This is a genomic window from Actinorugispora endophytica, from assembly GCF_004363075.1.
GTDB classification, from domain to species: domain Bacteria; phylum Actinomycetota; class Actinomycetes; order Streptosporangiales; family Streptosporangiaceae; genus Actinorugispora; species Actinorugispora endophytica.
In genome coordinates, this window is the sequence record NZ_SNYN01000022.1 from 1 (window position 1) to 15,324 (window position 15,324).

General features: G+C 72.7%; 17 protein-coding genes and 1 pseudogene. 6 read left to right on the forward strand and 12 right to left on the reverse strand.

Going from position 1 to position 15,324, the window contains the following annotated elements; translation table 11 throughout:
• Positions 1 to 149: 149 nt before the first annotated feature.
• Genes EV190_RS19025 through EV190_RS19035 form a run of 3 tightly spaced genes read right to left on the reverse strand, consistent with a single transcriptional unit; the run spans position 150 to position 2,649 of the window.
• On the reverse strand, positions 150 to 728 hold the full coding sequence (locus tag EV190_RS19025; protein WP_133742959.1) for a pyridoxamine 5'-phosphate oxidase family protein: 579 nt from the start codon (positions 726 to 728) through the stop codon (positions 150 to 152).
• Positions 729 to 750: 22 nt separating this feature from the next.
• Entirely contained in the window at positions 751 to 1,890 is a 1,140-nt protein-coding gene (locus EV190_RS19030) for an NAD(P)/FAD-dependent oxidoreductase (RefSeq protein ID WP_133742960.1), read from the reverse strand.
• A 12-nt stretch (positions 1,891 to 1,902) separates the two neighbouring features.
• Positions 1,903 to 2,649 carry a metallophosphoesterase gene (locus EV190_RS19035; RefSeq protein ID WP_133742961.1) on the reverse strand — a complete coding sequence of 249 codons (747 nt, stop codon included), beginning with the start codon at positions 2,647 to 2,649 and terminating at the stop codon, positions 1,903 to 1,905.
• Between the two features lie 200 nt (positions 2,650 to 2,849).
• Here EV190_RS19035 and EV190_RS19040 point away from each other — a divergent pair, with 200 nt between their 5' ends.
• Together EV190_RS19040 and EV190_RS24360 are read left to right on the forward strand one after the other, a co-directional pair.
• The gene (locus EV190_RS19040) at positions 2,850 to 3,278 is read left to right on the forward strand and encodes a DNA-binding protein (protein ID WP_133742962.1); all 429 of its coding nucleotides are present in this window, start codon (positions 2,850 to 2,852) and stop codon (positions 3,276 to 3,278) included.
• Between the two features lie 163 nt (positions 3,279 to 3,441).
• Entirely contained in the window at positions 3,442 to 4,062 is a 621-nt protein-coding gene (locus tag EV190_RS24360) for a pentapeptide repeat-containing protein (protein WP_133742963.1), read from the forward strand.
• A gap of 53 nt (positions 4,063 to 4,115) precedes the next feature.
• Here the strand turns inward: EV190_RS24360 and EV190_RS19050 are convergent, their stop codons facing one another.
• Positions 4,116 to 4,685 (reverse strand): dihydrofolate reductase family protein, encoded by a 570-nt coding sequence (locus EV190_RS19050; protein ID WP_133742964.1) that lies wholly within the window; start codon positions 4,683 to 4,685, stop codon positions 4,116 to 4,118.
• A 126-nt stretch (positions 4,686 to 4,811) separates the two neighbouring features.
• Between EV190_RS19050 and EV190_RS19055 the strand changes: the two genes are divergently transcribed.
• On the forward strand, positions 4,812 to 5,393 hold the full coding sequence (locus EV190_RS19055) for a TetR/AcrR family transcriptional regulator (RefSeq protein ID WP_133742965.1): 582 nt from the start codon (positions 4,812 to 4,814) through the stop codon (positions 5,391 to 5,393).
• 86 nt (positions 5,394 to 5,479) lie between these two features.
• A pseudogene (locus EV190_RS19060) lies at positions 5,480 to 7,180 on the forward strand (SpoIIE family protein phosphatase); the annotation flags it as partial.
• 206 nt (positions 7,181 to 7,386) lie between these two features.
• Here the strand turns inward: EV190_RS19060 and EV190_RS19065 are convergent.
• From EV190_RS19065 to EV190_RS19090, 6 genes are all read right to left on the reverse strand, one after another.
• Positions 7,387 to 8,193 carry an SAM-dependent methyltransferase gene (locus tag EV190_RS19065; protein ID WP_133742966.1) on the reverse strand — a complete coding sequence of 269 codons (807 nt, stop codon included), beginning with the start codon at positions 8,191 to 8,193 and terminating at the stop codon, positions 7,387 to 7,389.
• Between the two features lie 156 nt (positions 8,194 to 8,349).
• A complete protein-coding gene (locus tag EV190_RS19070) occupies positions 8,350 to 9,507 on the reverse strand; it encodes an acyltransferase family protein (protein WP_133742967.1) in 1,158 nt (385 codons plus the stop codon).
• Entirely contained in the window at positions 9,458 to 10,165 is a 708-nt protein-coding gene (locus tag EV190_RS19075; protein WP_133742968.1) for a TetR/AcrR family transcriptional regulator, read from the reverse strand. The genes EV190_RS19070 and EV190_RS19075 overlap by 50 nt, the downstream gene beginning before the upstream one ends.
• Before the next feature lie 151 nt (positions 10,166 to 10,316).
• Positions 10,317 to 10,568, reverse strand: coding sequence for a YiaA/YiaB family inner membrane protein (locus EV190_RS19080; RefSeq protein WP_243742676.1), 252 nt, complete (start codon positions 10,566 to 10,568; stop codon positions 10,317 to 10,319).
• A 128-nt stretch (positions 10,569 to 10,696) separates the two neighbouring features.
• A complete protein-coding gene (locus EV190_RS19085) occupies positions 10,697 to 11,272 on the reverse strand; it encodes a helix-turn-helix domain-containing protein (RefSeq protein ID WP_133742969.1) in 576 nt (191 codons plus the stop codon).
• 194 nt (positions 11,273 to 11,466) lie between these two features.
• Positions 11,467 to 12,171 carry a class I SAM-dependent DNA methyltransferase gene (locus EV190_RS19090; protein ID WP_133742970.1) on the reverse strand — a complete coding sequence of 235 codons (705 nt, stop codon included), beginning with the start codon at positions 12,169 to 12,171 and terminating at the stop codon, positions 11,467 to 11,469.
• Positions 12,172 to 12,244: 73 nt separating this feature from the next.
• Between EV190_RS19090 and EV190_RS19095 the strand changes: the two genes are divergently transcribed.
• Positions 12,245 to 13,222, forward strand: coding sequence for an aldo/keto reductase (locus EV190_RS19095; RefSeq protein ID WP_133742971.1), 978 nt, complete (start codon positions 12,245 to 12,247; stop codon positions 13,220 to 13,222).
• A gap of 145 nt (positions 13,223 to 13,367) precedes the next feature.
• Here EV190_RS19095 and EV190_RS19100 read toward each other — a convergent pair whose 3' ends face one another.
• Positions 13,368 to 14,183 (reverse strand): aminotransferase class IV family protein, encoded by an 816-nt coding sequence (locus EV190_RS19100; RefSeq protein WP_208113242.1) that lies wholly within the window; start codon positions 14,181 to 14,183, stop codon positions 13,368 to 13,370.
• 126 nt (positions 14,184 to 14,309) lie between these two features.
• On the opposite strand from EV190_RS19100, the gene EV190_RS19105 reads away from it, so the two are divergent.
• On the forward strand, positions 14,310 to 14,777 hold the full coding sequence (locus tag EV190_RS19105; protein WP_133743021.1) for a MarR family winged helix-turn-helix transcriptional regulator: 468 nt from the start codon (positions 14,310 to 14,312) through the stop codon (positions 14,775 to 14,777).
• 31 nt (positions 14,778 to 14,808) lie between these two features.
• Here EV190_RS19105 and EV190_RS19110 read toward each other — a convergent pair whose 3' ends face one another.
• Positions 14,809 to 15,276, reverse strand: a complete 468-nt coding sequence (locus EV190_RS19110; RefSeq protein WP_133742972.1) for a hypothetical protein — start codon at positions 15,274 to 15,276, stop codon at positions 14,809 to 14,811.
• Between the last annotated feature and the right edge of the window lie 48 nt (positions 15,277 to 15,324).

The window sequence follows — 15,324 nt, forward strand, 5'->3', positions numbered from 1 at the left end:
CAGAAGGGCGTCAAGGTCAGTTTTCACACACCGATCCTCGACGCCCTTCGCCATGGGCGCAGGCGTTTCAGGGATTTCCCATCAACGATCTAGGGAAGATCCGTCGCGGGGGTGATCCGGCGGGCCGGACGGCCGGCCCGCCGGCGGCCTCAGCCGCTGTTCGCCGTCATCGGCAGGCCCTCCAGTCCCGGGAGGCCGTCGACGCTCTCGGTGTTCTTGGCCTTCCAGTACTCCTCGAAGTAGGCGGGCTCGCGGCGCTCGAGGTAGCGGTCGAGGAGGTCGCGGTCGGAGCGCAGGTCCATCAGGGGCACCGAGAAGCCGCACGAGTCCGAGACGCGGTCCACGTCCACCACGATGACGGAGCGCTGGCCGCTGGTCCGCTCCTTGGGGAAACGCGCGCGCAGACCGGCGAACTCCGGGTCCCCCGAGACGACGACGCGGCCCCGGCCGTGCAGCCGGACGATCTTGGGGGGCCCGTCGAAGGCGCAGAACATCACCACGATCCGGCCGTTCTCGCGCAGGTGCGCGATCGTCTCCACCCCCGACCCCGTGTAGTCCAGGTAGGCGACCCGGTGGGGGCCGAGCACGGCGAACGTCCCCGCCATGCCCTTGGGGGAGACGTTCACGTGCCCCTCCCCGTCCAGCGGCGCGGTCCCCACGAAGTAGACGGGCTGGGCCAGGAGGAACGCGGCCAGCCGGTCGTCGATCGATTCGTACAGCTTTCCCATGGTGTGGGCCTCTCGGTCGCGGTTACAAGGGGTCGTGAGCGGTCTCGGTGAAGCGGTCGGGGCGGAACGGCTCCAGGTCCAGGCCCGGGTCCTCGCCCATGGCCAGGCGGGCGGCCACCGCTCCCTGGTACGGGCCCAGGGTCAGGCCCTCGGAGCCCAGCCCGGTGGCCACGACCAGGCCGGGCAGGGAGTCGACGACGCCCAGCAGCTGCGCGCCGTCGACTCCCTCCGGGCGCAGGCCCACGCGGGCCTCGACGACGCCCGCCGCGGCCAGGCCGGGGGCGGTGGCCAGGGCGTCGGTGAGAAGCCGGTGCGCGGCGCCCGCCGTCGTGCGCGCCTCGAAGCCCGCCCCGGGTTCGCGGGTAGAGCCCGCGACGATCCGGTCGGGGGCGAACGCCAGCAGGTAGTGCTCCCGCTCCCCCGCCCGCACGACCGGCCACGCCGACGTGTCCGAACGGGGAAGCCGCAGGTGCAGGAGCTGGCCGCGCACCGGACGCACGCCCAGCCGCACGCCCAGCGGTTCCAGAAGTCCCGGCGACCAGGCCCCGGCCGCCACGACGACGGCGTCGGCGGACAGCTCGTCGCCGCCCACGCGCACGCCCGTCACCCGGGTCCCGTCGGTGACGAGTCCGGCGTCCCCCGCGCGGCGGCGCAGCGCCCGCTCCTCCGCGGCGCCGACCAGCGCGGCCCGGGTCAGGCGCCCGTCGACCCGGGCCGTCCCCGGGACCGCCACCCCCGCGTACTCCGCCCGCAGCACCGGCATCCGCCGGGCGGGCTCGCCCGGGGGCAGGAAGGCGACCTCGCCCATCCCCTCGTGCCCGGGGAGCGCGGCCATGGCGGCCATCGCCTCGGCCTCGGCGCGCAGCGCGGCCGCGTCGGCTCCGACCGAGACCCCGCCGACGACCGCGTACCCGGTGGGCCCGCAGTCGTCGTCGGCCAGGTCGGCCATCAGCCGCGGGTAGTGGGCGGCCGCCGCGCGCCGGAACGCGGCCTCGGCGGCGGAGGAGCCGGGGAACGGCCACGGGAACACCACCCCGGCCCCCGCCGGGGTGGCCGCTCCGGGGTCGAAGCGGTCCACGAGCGTGGTGGACACCCCGCGCCGGGTCAGGTGGTAGGCCGCGCTGGCCCCGACGACGCCCCCGCCGATCACGATCACACGCACGGCGTCAGCCTCTCATGCCGGGTTCGGCGCGGTCAGGAACCGGAAGTGGCTCGTGAGGCGGCGGTCGTCGTGCAGGAGGTGGAACGCCAGCCCCGGAGGAGCGTCGGTGTCGGACGGCTCCCACGGCAGCCGCGACGTGGAGACCACGCCCGGGGCTCCGAGCAGCGGGCGTCCCGCGAAGGTGGTGGCCATGGCGGTGTGCGCGTGGCCGACGAGGACCGCGACGACGTCGGGGAAGTCTGCCAGGACCTCGGCGAGCGGTCCGCTGTCGCGCAGCCGCAGCTCGTCGACGGGCGGGTTTCCCACGGTCGCCGGCGGATGGTGCAGCGCGAGCAGGACCGGGGTCCCGGCGGGCGAGGCGGAGAGCCGGTCTCTGAGCCATTCGAGGTCTCGCGGGCCCAGCGAGCCCTCGTCCCGGCCGGGGATGGTGGAGTCCATCAGCAGGAACAGCGCGCCCGCGACGTGGTGCGCCTGGTGGACGGGGGCGTCGCCCGAACCGCCGAGCAGGCCCGCGCGCAGCGCGGCGCGGTCGTCGTGGTTGCCGGGGCAGAACAGCACGGGCGCCTTCTGGCCCGCCAGCAGCTCGGCGGCCAGGGCGTAGTCCCGGGGGCGGCCCGAGTCGGCCACGTCGCCGGTCACCAGGACGGCGTCGGCCGGACGGGACAGTCCGCGCAGGTGGTCCGCCACGCGCTCGGTCCGGCTCCGGCTGCGCTCCTCTCCGTCGATGTGCAGATCACTCAGGTGAGCGACGACGATCACGGGGCCTCCTGGGCTCGGAGCGGACACGGGCTTCCACGGGCCCCGGTAATGGTTCAACGGGAACCCGATGCCAGTCAACCGGATAAGGGGGCCCCGGCCGTCACGCCGACCGGCGTACCGCTTCTCCCCTCCTCCCGGTTTGAACAAGTTGTGCCATTCGACTTGTTGCCAAGTAATGATTCACAACATATGGTTCCCTCATGTCTGAAGAACACAACCCGTTCGCCCAGCCCGATCCCGAGCAGACCCGGCAGGCGCGCGAGTACACCGCGCTGTTCCGGCTCACCGAGCGACACTCCACCGGCGCGGCCCGCGAGCTGTGGAACCAGCGGCAGATGCCGATGGAGCCGTTCGACGCCGTGCGCAGGGTCGCCGACCTCGCGGCGGGCACCGCGCAGCCCGAACCGGGGGAACCGCCCCTGGACTCCGACGACCTCACCGCCGCCCTCACCCTGACCCCCCGGGCCCGGGCCGAGTTCGACGCCCTCGAGGCCGGGCTGCTCCAGATGGCCCGGGGACGGGGCATGACCTGGCAGGAGATCGCCTTCGGCCTGGGACTGGGCACCGCGCAGGCCGCGCGTCAGCGGCACGAGCGGCTCAGCGGCCGCACCGACGCCGACCGTTCCTGACAGCGCCCCCGGATAGGTTTGCCGGGCGCGGCCCGTGGCCGGGCGGCGCCCGCGCGGCCCTCCCCGGCTCCCGGCGGCGTCCGTCTGGGAGAACCGATGCTGGGGAGTTCCATGCCATACGAAGAGGCCACGCGTCCGGTCCGGCGTGCGGGGAGGGAGCCGCGTGGCTGAGCGGAAACACGGCCGTCCGGCCCCCGAGACCCGCACGAGCGTCCGGTCCGGGGAGTGGGACGGCCGGGACCTGGAGGGCGAGACCCACGACGGCGTCCTCTTCGTCGACGTGGACATGACCGAGATGACGAACCGGGGGTCGGTCTTCTCCGACTGCACCTTTCGGGGGGTCCGGTTCAACGCCTCCACGCACACCAACGCCGCGTTCCTGAACTGCACCTTCGTCCGCTGCTCGTTCTTCGACGCCGCCTTCACCGGCTGCAAGCTCCTGGGCAGCATGTTCGACGGCGGGACCTTCGGGATCACGCGGGTCGAGGGAGGGGACTGGTCGTTCGTCGGGCTCCCGGGCGCCGACCTGCGCGGCTGCTCCTTCGAGAACGTGCGGATGCGCGAGGCCGACCTCACCGGCGCGCGGCTGGAGGGGGCCACGCTGCACCGGGTGGACCTGTCCGGCGCCTGGCTGCACAGCTCCAGACTCTCCAAGGCCGACCTGCGCGGAAGCGACCTGTCGGCCCTGGACCCGTCCACCGTGGAGCTCAAGGGCGCGGTGATCGACGCCTACCAGGCCGTCGTGCTCGCGGGCGGGCTGGGCCTGGAGGTCCGCGCGGACTGATCCGCCGTGCCAGGCCGCGGGTCCGCCCCCGAGTGCCGGGGCGGACCCGCCGGTCAGGCCCGGGCGTAGGTCGTGACCACCGTCCCGTTGTCGAAGGCGCGGGTGTCGACGGGGTCGAAGCGCGTGGGGGCGAACTCCCCGGCGAAGAGCGGGACGCCCGCGCCGACGGCCACGGGGTAGCGCTTGACGATCAGCTCGTCGATCTCGGGCAGCAGCGAGCCCGCCAGCCCCCCGCCGCCGCACAGCCAGATGTCCAGGCCCTCCTCCCGCTTGAGGCGGCGCACCAGGGCCAGCGGGTCACCGGAGACCAGCTCCACCTCGGGGTCGGCCGTCGAGGCGAGGGTGGACGAGACGACGTACTGGCGCAGGTGCCGGTAAGGGCTGGCGGTGCCGGTGGCCAGGCCCGCCTCGTAGGTGCCGCGCCCCATCAGGACGGTGTCGAAGCGCTGGTTGGCGGTGTCCAGGCCGATCGCGGCGCGCACGGCGGTGGGAACGGTCTCGGGGTAGCGGGTGGTGAGGTCCTCCGCCATCTCGGGGTCCACGGGGAAGAAGTCGGCGGTCCCGTCCGGCGCGGCGATGAAGCCGTCGATGGTCGAGGCGATGTAGTAGCCGAGCTTGCGCACGCGGGTCTCTTCTCTCTCGGGTCTTTCCGGGGTGTTCGGGCAACCGGGACCGAACACCCTCCCAACAAGGACGAATGTAGTACTTTAAACGTAGTAGTTGCAATGTCCATTTCCTGAGGAGGACCGATGGTCCGCAATCCGCAGCGGCGCGCGGCGCTCGCCGACGCCGCGATCGAGGTGCTGGCGCGCGAGGGCGCGCGAGGGCTGACCTTCCGCGCGGTCGACGCCGAGGCGGGAGTCCCCGCGGGCACCGCGTCCAACTACTTCGCCGACCGCGACGCCCTGTTCGTCCAGGTGGGCGACCGCGTCTACGAGCGGCTGCAACCCGATTCCGCCGCCGTCGCCGAGACCCTGAAGGGGGCTCGCGACCGCGAGCGGGTCACCGAGTTGATGTACGAGCTGACGGACCGGGTCAGCGCCTACCGGTCGGGCTTCCTGGCCCTGGTGGAACTGCGCCTGGAGTCCACCCGCCGCCCCGGGCTTCGCACCGTGCTCACCCGCGCGATCAGCGCCGACGTCGACGCCAACGTCACCGCGCACCGGGCGTCGGGACTGCCGGGCGACGACACCGCCGTGGTGCTGCTCTACCTCGCCCTGAACTGGCTGATCATGGAGCGGCTCACCCTGCCCGACGTCTTCCCCGAACCGCGGATCCACGACCTGGTCGCCGAGCTGGTCGAACGCGTCCTGCCGCCGGACGCGCCCTGAGGCGCGTCCTCACCGGTTCCCGCCGGGAAAGCGGGAAGGGTAGAGAATCACAGCCACAGCGGCGCAGGCGAGAAGAGGAAACGAGCATGGCGGTCCCAGGCGAAAACGGCCACGCCCCCCGGACGCAACCCCCGGTGGACCCGGAACTGGCCAGGAAGGTGCTGGACGGACTCGACGTCGGGGTGTACGTGACCGACGACGGGGAGCGGATCGTCGCGGTCAACCCCCGGGCCGAGGAGCTGCTCGCGCGGCCCGCGGCCGACCTCATCGGCAGGGACGCCCACGACCTGCTGCACCGGGGGGAGGGGGGACGGAGCCTGCCGCGCGCGCAGTGCCAGCTGATGAGGGCGTTCCTCGGCGGCCGGGCCGCGCAGGGCGGCAACAAGTGGTTCACGCGCGGCGACGGCACCCTCCTGCCCGTGCTCTGGCTCACCACACCGTACGAGATCACCGAGGGCACCACCGGGTCCGCGGTGCTCTTCCACGAGAACTTCCGGCAGGCGGCCGACGAGTCCGACCCCGGCGACCACGTGAACGCGCTGTCGGACCTGGCCGACCGCCTGTCCCTGGTGTCGGAGGTCACCACGGTGCTCACCTCCACCCTGGAGGTGGACGAGGCGCTGCGTCGACTGGTGTGGCTGGTCACCCCCCGCCTGGCCGACTGGGCCGTCGTGGACCTGCTGACCGAGGACGACGAGCTGCAGCGCGTCGCCGTGGTCCAGTACCGCGACGGCGTCCACGTGAGCATGGCGGAGTTCGAGGGGCCGATGCCGCCGGTGACGGAGACCTCGGAGAAACCGCTTTCGCGAGCACTGCGCGGGGCGTCCCCGAGACTGCTGGGCCCCGAGGACTACGAAGGGCCCGCCGACTCGGGCATCATGGTCGTGCAGCGCGAGCTGTTCCGGGTCAGCGGGATCCACTCGGCGGCCATCGCGCCGCTGCGGACCCTGGGCGGGACGGTTCTGGGGGCCCTGACCCTGGGCCGCGCCGGCCAGACCGAGAAGTTCGCCACCACCGAGCTCGCGCTGGTCGACGACATCGCCCGCAGGGCCGCGCTCGCGGTGGACAACGCGCAGCTGCACGAGCGGCAGCGCCGGGTCGCCGAGACCATGCAGCGCCACTTGCTCCCGCAGCTGCCCGAAGCCCCCGGACTGGATATGGCGGCGCGCTACCAGGCCGCGCCCCACGCCTCGCACGTCGGAGGGGACTGGTACGACGCCTTCCAGCTCACCAGCGACACGTTCGCCCTGGTGATCGGCGACGTGGTGGGCCACGACCTGCAGGCCGCGGCCCGCATGTCCCAGATCCGCAACATGCTGCGCGCGTTCGCCTGGGACCGCCTGGAGCCGCCCAGCGTCATCGTCGGCAGGCTCGACCGGGCCATGGTGAACATCAGCGAGGTGCCCATGGCCACCATGGTGTTCGCCCGCGTGGAGAAGACCCCGGTCGGGCCGTGGCAGCTGCACTGGACCAACGCCGGGCACCCGCCACCGCTCCTGGTGGACCACGAGGGGCTGACCACCTTCCTGGAGGCCGGGCACAGCGTCCTGCTGGGCACCGAGACCGACCTCATCCGGCCCGACGCGATCGCCGCGCTGCCGCCGCTGTCCACCCTGGTCCTCTACACCGACGGACTGGTCGAGACCCCCGCCCAGTCCCTGGACGAGGGGCTGGCCAGGCTGGAGCGGCACGCCTCCGCACTGGCCCGACGCCCCCTGGACGACTTCTGCGACGAACTCCTGCGCCGTGCCCGCCCCGACGACAACAAGGACGACATCGCCCTGATCGCCCTGCGGATCCTCCACCCCGACACCGCGCCTCACCCCCCCGGGCCGGCTCCGGGCCCGGATGGTGCACCACCGGTAGGCGTCGGTGAGGGCAACGGGCGCGTCCTGGGCTGCCGGTCCCCGCCCCAAGTACCCGTACGCCGACCACCCCGCGCCGGAGGCTCTACAGGACACGACCCGAGGACTCCGCGCGGCCGGCGGGAGGATCACCCGGGTTTGCGTCCCAGGCCCACCAGGAGCATGGCGTTCTCGCTGTCGGTTCCCCCGGTGGTGTCGGCGTGCCATTCGAGAGGGGGGACCAGGCCGGGGGCGAGGAGGTCGAGGCCGTCGAAGAACCGAAGGATCTCCTCGCGGGTGCGCAGCACGTACGGGGCCGAGGCGCCCTTGATCACCGCGGTGAGCCGTTCCAGGTCCGCCACGCCGGGGGGCGGGATCACGTGTGACACCGCGAGGTAGCCGCCCGGGGGAAGCGCGTCCCGCAGCCGGGCCACGATCCGGTCGGGGCCCTCCTCGTCGGTGACGAAGTGCAGGACCGCCGCGAGCAGGACGGCCACGGGCTCGTCGAAGTCGATGAGCGCGCGGGTGTCGGGGTGGTCGATGATGTCCTCGGGTCTGCGCAGGTCGGCCTGGATGAACGCCACCCTGTCGTCGCCGGCCAGCAGCGCGTCGCCGTGGGCGGACACGATCGGGTCGTAGTCGGCGTAGACGACCCGCGCGTCCGGCGCGACCGCGTGCGCCACCTCGTGCACGTTCTCCTGGGTCGGCAGACCGGTCCCGATGTCGATGAACTGGCGGACGCCCTTCTCCCGGGCGAGGAACCGCACCGCCCGGACGAGGAACTCCCGGTTCTGCCGCACGTCCGCGAGCGCGGACGGCACCATGGCGAAGAACTTGTCGGCGAACGCCCGGTCGACGGCGAAGTTGTCCTTGCCGCCCAGCGCGTAGTCGTAGGCCCGGGCCACGTTCGGCTTGTCCATGTCGACGCCGGGCGGAACCGGGTTCTCCTGTGTCATCCGCTTCCTCTCCGTACACCCCAGCGGCCCACCGGGCAATGAGCGTAACAACCCCGCATCGCCGTGGTGACAGGCGTTCCGGTCCACGGGAGGCGGTCCGGCGGGGTGGGCCCGCAGCCTCTGTCGGGCCCACCCGTCACCCTCGGTCCGGGGCGGTCAGAGGATCCGCCTGACGCCGGGGACGCTTCGCACGAGGGCGGCCAGCGCCCAGCACAGCGGGACGGCCAGGGCGGCGACGATCGCGAACTTGACGACCGCCGGGGCCTCCAGCCAGGCGAAGGAGTGGCCCAGGGCGACCAGCACCAGCGGGTGCAGGACGTAGACGGCATAGGCGTTGCCCGACAGGAGGCGGCCCAGCCGGCCCTGGCGGTCGAAGCGCTCGCGGAACAGCACGAGCAACGCCAGGATGACGCCGACGGCGAAGGCGGCCCCCCACAGGGAGGACACCAGGGACTGCCAGGTCCCGCCCCCCGTCATGGCCTCGTCACCCAGGACACCCAGGAGCGGCAGGAACGCCAGGGCCCCGACGGCGGCCACCGCGAACCCGGCCCAGCCCGCGGAGCGGGGCAGCGACTGGAACCAGCCGCGCCGGAAGCCCAGGATCCCGACGGCGAACAGGGCCACGTACTGCGGCAGGTAGCTGGGACTGGGCAGGCCGACGAGCGGCCAGTAGCTGCCGGGGAGGACGACGATGTTCCACAGGTAGGTGGCCGCGGCCAGGGCCAGGGTGAACCCGATGACGGCGAGCGGTCCCGGAGCCCGGCCGGGGGCCGGAGCGGGAGCGGCGGGGGAAGCGGGGGCGCCGCGGCGGTCCGCGAAGCGCCGCCACAGCACGTACACCGCGCTGAACACCAGCAGCACCTCGACGAACCACATCGGCCCCGGGTCCCAGGTGACCAGGTAGAACATCCAGTACGGCAGGTCGTCGGCCATCGCGGTGTAGCTGCCGAAGGTCAGCGCGGGCCGTAGCACCACCAGGAACAGGACCAGCGGGACGCCGAGCCGCAGCAGCCGGTCGGTGAGGAACCGCCGCCCGCCCTTGCGGTCGTGGGCCCCGGGCACGAAGCAGCCGGAGATGAGGAAGAAGAAGCCCATGAAGAACGCCTGGTTGAAGACGACCAGGAGGTCCAGCAGCCCGCCCGAAGGGTCCTGGGCGGGCTCGGTGTAGAACCAGACGGGGATGTTGCCGTAGGTCACGGCCACGTGGTGCAGGATCACCAGGACGGTGAGCACCACGCGGAGGTTGTCGTAGAAGAGGATCCGCTCACGCGGTGCCTCCTTCCGCTGGGTCGGGGGGCGGGTCGTGTCTGTCACGGGAACTCCTGTGGGGGGTGGGGGCGTCCCGGGGCGCTTCGGCCCGGATGGCCCGTACGAAGAGGTCGGACACCTGCTCGGCGTGCGCGGTCAGGTCCCATTCGGGGTTCAGGGCCCAGTAGCCGAACATGGCGTCCAGTGCGGACTGGTAGCTGATCGCCATGACCCGGGTGTCGAAGTCGCGCAGTTCGCCCGACTCCTGACCGCGCCGGAAGGCGTCCTCCAGCGGCTGGTAGAGCGGCTCGTTGGTGTGCATTCCGTAGTGGGGCTCGCCGTCGGCGCCGCGCAGGTTGAGGAAGATCTCGCCGAGCGCCCGGAGACTGCTGCGGTGGCCGCGCATGTACTCGGCGACCCGCGTGGTGTTGACGCGGACCATCTCGGTGACGCTCTCCACCCCGTGGAGGCCTCCGGCGACGTTCTCGCCGATGTCGGTGTAGACCGCGATGACGATCTGCTCCATCAGTTCCTCCTTTCCTGCGAAGTGGTAGGAGATGACGCCTTTGCTGATCCCGGCGCGCCGGGCGATCCGCGCCAGGGAGGCCCGCGCGAACCCCACCTCGGCGATGGTCTCGACGGCGGCGTCCATGATCTGGGCCCTGCGCGCCGTCTCGATGAACGACCGCTCTTTCTGGCTGACTGGCTGATTTTCTGACCGCATGGCCAGAATTTAACACATACGGTCAGAAAACCACGGGGGACGTCCCCGAGCCGCCCCTGAGAAGCCCCGGAGAACGAGGTGGGGGCCGGACCGGGGGAAACCCCCGTGTCCGGCCCCCGGAAAGCGCCGCGTCGGCCCGCCCCGCGGCGGGTCAGCCGCCCCACTGGCGGCGGAGGGCGGCCTCCTCCTGCCGGTCGCGCACGCACTTGGCGAGGGTGAAGGACGAGGTGATCACGAACAGTGTCCCCATCGCCAGGAAGGCCCGCGTCCACGGGTCGACGGGCAGGTAGGCCACCCCGATCCCGAGCCCCGCGAAGGAGGCCCCGAAGGCGACGGCCGACTGGAGGAAGTAGGCGTTGGTGGTCCTGGACGACGGAGGGGGTGGTGGCATCGGGTGGTTCATGTCCACCATCGTCACCCGGTCGGGGCCCTTCCTCCTGAGCACGCGCGCCCGACCGCCCGCGACCGGCCGGCTCAGGGTGTCTGAGTACCCGCGCGCTCCTCCTCGCGCGTCGGCGCGGAAACCCCCGGTCACCTCGTGCGGGCGCGCAGATGGGCGCGCTCGCCCTGCTGGCCGAACAGGACGAGCAGCTCGACGGGTTCGGCGCCGGCGCTGCCCAGCCAGTGCGGCACGTGGGTGTCGAACTCCGCGGCCTCACCGGGCTTCAGGACCAGGTCCTGGTCTCCCAGGACCAGCCGGAGCCTGCCGTTGAGGACGTAGACCCACTCGTACCCCTCGTGGGTCTGCGGCTCGGGGCCGTCCTCCCCGCCCCCCGCCGGGATCACCAGTTTGTAGGCCTGCGTGCCGCCGGCCCTGCGGGACAGCGGCACGAACGTCATGCCGTAGCGGTGCACCGGGCGGAAGTGCACGCGGGGGTCCCCGGTGCGCGGGGCCCCGACCAGTTCGTCGAGCGGGACGCCGTACACCCGCGCCAGCGGCAGCAGCAGCTCCAGGTTGGGCCGCCGACCGCCGCTCTCCAGTCGCGACAGGGTGCTCTCCGAGATCCCGGTCCTCTCCGCCAGGTCGGACAGCGTGATCCCCCGTGTGCGGCGGAGCCCCCGCAGGCGGGGGCCCACCGCGGCCAGCACGTCGCTCAGTTCGTCCATACCCACGACATTGCCGAAACGGCATGGGAGATCGCAAGCCGTCGTCGCCGTGGTCCCTCCGGTCTCGATCCCGACCGTGTCGGGGGCGACAGTGACGGTCCGCGTGTTTTCCATCCGTCCCCTGTCCCGAAGGCGGACCGGCGCTCGCGATCGGCGCGGAAAGGCGGCCGGACCGAAAACCCCGGGGCCGGACCTCAGAGCCCCGGCCTGCGCCAGACCATCGCCGCGGACACCGGGTGCCCCCGGTACCCCTCCCACTTGGGCTTCACCTCGAGCCAGCGCTCGTCGACGACGCCCTCGCGCATCTCCGCCAGCGTCCAGCCCGCCCCGATCCCGGCCGTGACGTGCTCGCTGATCAGGTGGACGTGCGTGGTGATGGCGATCGACTCACCCGAACCGGAGGTGAAGTGCGTGGGCATCCCGCTGGCCATGATGAAGTGCGGGTGGAACACCACCAGCACGAACAGCGCACCGGGCGCCGCCAGGCGCCACGCCTCCCCGTACAGCGGCCGGAGGTCGGCCAGGTGCTCGTCGACCAGGCTGGAGGCCACCAGGTCGTAGCCGCCCCCGTCGAGCCCGGTCGCGGCCACGTCGGCCTCGACCAGGAGGTCGTGCGCGCCCCGGGACCGGGCGACGGCCAGCATCTCGGGGGTGAGGTCGACACCGTCGACCGAGGCCACCCCCTTGCCGCGTAGCCACGCGCCGGTCCGGCCCGTGCCGCAGCCCAGGTCCGCGGCACGGCGCACGGAACCCCAGGAGGGCACGGCGAGCTCCTCCAGGAGGGCGAGGTCCATCACGTCCTCGACCGTCCGCTCGTAGGTGGTGACCCACTGCCCGTACCCGGTCCGCACGTCCACCATCGGATAGCCGCGCGTGTCGAAATCCGCGAATCGCACCATGCGTCCCAGTATCGGAGGATCGTCAACCGCTTTTTCGCCGAACCGGTTAAGCGACCCCGTAGGATCGACCTTCATGGAGACACGTGAACTCGGCAGGACCAGCAGGAACGTCGGCGTCGTGGGATTCGGCGCCTGGCAGATCGGCGCCTCCTGGGGCGAGGTGAGCGAGGACGCCGCGCTGGACGCGCTGCGCGCGGCGGTGGACGGCGGGGTCACGTTCGTCGACACCGCCGACGTCTACGGCGACGGCCGCAGCGAGCGCCTGGTGGGGCGGCTGCTCAAGGAGCGGACCGGCCTGACCGTGGCCACGAAGATGGGCCGGAGGGTCGAGCAGACCCCGGAGGCGTACAACCCCGGCAACTTCCGCGCCTGGAACGACCGCTCCCGCGCCAACCTCGGCGTGGACACGATCGACCTGGTGCAGCTGCACTGCCCGCCCACGCCCGTCTACTCCGCCGACGCCGTCTTCGACGACCTGGACGCCATGGTCGAGGAGGGCCGGATCGCCGCCTACGGGGTGAGCGTGGAGACCTGCGCCGAGGCCCTCGCCGCGATCGCGCGCCCGAACGTGGCCACCGTGCAGATCATCCTCAACGCCTTCCGGCACAAGCCCCTGGACGAGGTGCTGCCCGCCGCTCGCGCGGCCGGTGTCGGGATCATCGCGCGGGTGCCGCTGGCCAGCGGACTGCTGTCGGGCAGGTTCTCGGCGAGCACCGAGTTCGCCGCCGACGACCACCGCAACTTCAACCGCAAGGGCGAGTCCTTCGACGTGGGCGAGACCTTCTCGGGCGTGGACTACGAGACGGGCCTGGCGGCGGTGGAGCGCGTCCGCGAACTGGTCCCCGAGGGCATGACCATGGCGCAGTTCGCGCTGCGCTGGATCCTCGACCAGCAGGGTGTGAGCGTGGTCATCCCCGGCGCCCGCAACGCCGAGCAGGCCAGCGGCAACGCCGCAGCGGCGGCCGCGGCCCCGCTGCCGGCGGAGGCCCACGCCGCGGTCCGCGCGGTCTACGACGACCTGATCCGCCCCCAGGTGCACCACCGCTGGTGACCGGCGGCCCCGTTCACGACGCCGGCGAGGTGCCCGTGCCCGCTTCGGGCCCTCGCCGGCGCCCCGTCCGGGCCTTTCCGAACCGCTTCCCGGGCGCGTCCGCGAGTGCGCGACCGCCGGGAAGGCAACGGGACCGCCCCGGCTCCTACGGTGAGGTGAGCGGTTCGGCCCGGTAGGCCCGGTGCAGCGCCTCCAGGAAGGCCGGCGCCTCGGGCAGGGCCACGGAGCCGATCCGGCGCACCGCCACACCCGGGGTCCACGAGTTCATGACCACGCCCCCGGCCATCCCCGGCAGGTCGGCGAGGGTGACCTCCTGGTCGCGCTGGGGGACGCCGAGGCGGTCCAGCTGCCGGCGGAGGATGCCCATGGTGGTCCCGCCCAGGACCTCGGCCACGGGCCACACCACCGCGGCGCCGTCCCAGAAGGCCAGGTTCCAGATCGTCCCCTCGCTGAGCCGCCCCCGCCGGTCGACGAAGGCGGCGTCGTCGAAGCCCAGTGCGGCGGCCCGGCGGAGGAAGTACGTCTTGGCCACCTCGCCGACGTGCTTCACGGCGGGGAGGGTTCGTTCGTACTCGACCGCCGCCAGCGCCAACGGGCCTTCGGGGCCGGATGAGGCCGGCCCGGTGCGGACCAGCACCTCGGGCACCGCATCAGGCCCGGCCACGGTGAACTCGCCCGCCGGCGAGTACACCGTGGCCGTCAGCGAGAGGTCGGCCGGACCGCCTTCCAGCGCCGCTCGCAGGAAGGACCGGATCCGGTCCTCCGGCAGGGCTCGGCCGAACAGCTCCACCGAGGCGGACCGCAGCCGCTCCAGATGCAGGTCGAGCCCTCGCGCCCGGCCCCCGCGCACCTGCATGGCGGTGAAGTGGGCGTAGCCCGCGAAGGCGAGCGGCGCCAGTTCCCCTGCGGTCGCCGCCCGACCGTCGCGTTGGACGACGACTCCGCTTTCGACGGCAGGCATGTGCTCCCCCAGTAGACTCGTATGGAGCGCGCGAAACCTTCGGCGCCCGAAATAGTTGCGTGTGCATCATTTTGCATGAGCAACAATGTCCTACGCAATCAATTTTCGCAAGGAGGTGTGGTGCCCGTGGAGATCGACGACAGTGCCGCCGAAGCCCGCGCGCAGGGGTGGCGCACCCTGGCCGCGCTGCACGCGCGGATCGAGGACGCCCTCGAACGGGCGCTGCAGCGCGAGCACCGCCTGTCGGTGAGCGAGTACAGCGTGCTCGACGTGCTGGCCCGGCAGGACGGCTTCCACCTGCGAATGAACCAGCTGTCCGGGGCCGTGGTACTGAGCCGGTCGGCCACCACCCGCCTGGTGGCCCGGCTCGAGGAGCGGGGACTGCTGCAGCGGTACCTGTGTCCCGACGACCGCCGGGGCGTCTACACCGAGGTCACCGCAGACGGCCGGGCCGCGCTGGAACGGGCGCGGCCGACCCACGACGAGTCCCTGGCCGCCGCTCTGCGCCGGGCGGAGGAGCTACCGGAACTGGCTCCCCTGGTCACCACCCTCGCCGTCCTCCCCCGGGCCGAGGGCGAAGGCTCCGCCGAATGACCCTGCGCTCAGCGGCCCGGCCCCCCGCCCCTCACCGGACCAGGGGCGCGGCGCGGGACACGAACGCCTCGATGGCCTCCCTGGCCTCGGTGTCCCGTCCGTCGTGGTCCGCGGAGTCCTGCGCGTTCGACACCTCCCACGTGCACCGGTAGGCCCGCTCGGCGGCGAGGACCACGTCCCGGTCGTCGGTGAGCAGTTCGACCCGGTAGAGCGCCTGCCGCGCCGCCGTGCGGAGCCGGTGCGCCTCGTCCCGCGCCGCGACGAACGCCTTCCCGTCGGGGTCCTCCAGCCTGAGGTACCAGCGGGCCGCCTGGCCGCGGCGGTACTCCTCCGTCGCCGCCGCGAACGCGCTGTACGTGGCGATGCGCTCCTGCCGGAGCGCCTCGGACCGCGTGAACAGCTCGCCGCGCCTGGCCGAGAGGCGCTGGAATGTGAGGGTGACGACAGACCCCAGCAGCGTTCCCGAAACCGCCACGACACTCGTCCAGATAGCTTCCACGGCACCAGTCCACCACAGAAAGGAACCGGCGTGTCGGCCGCATCCGGC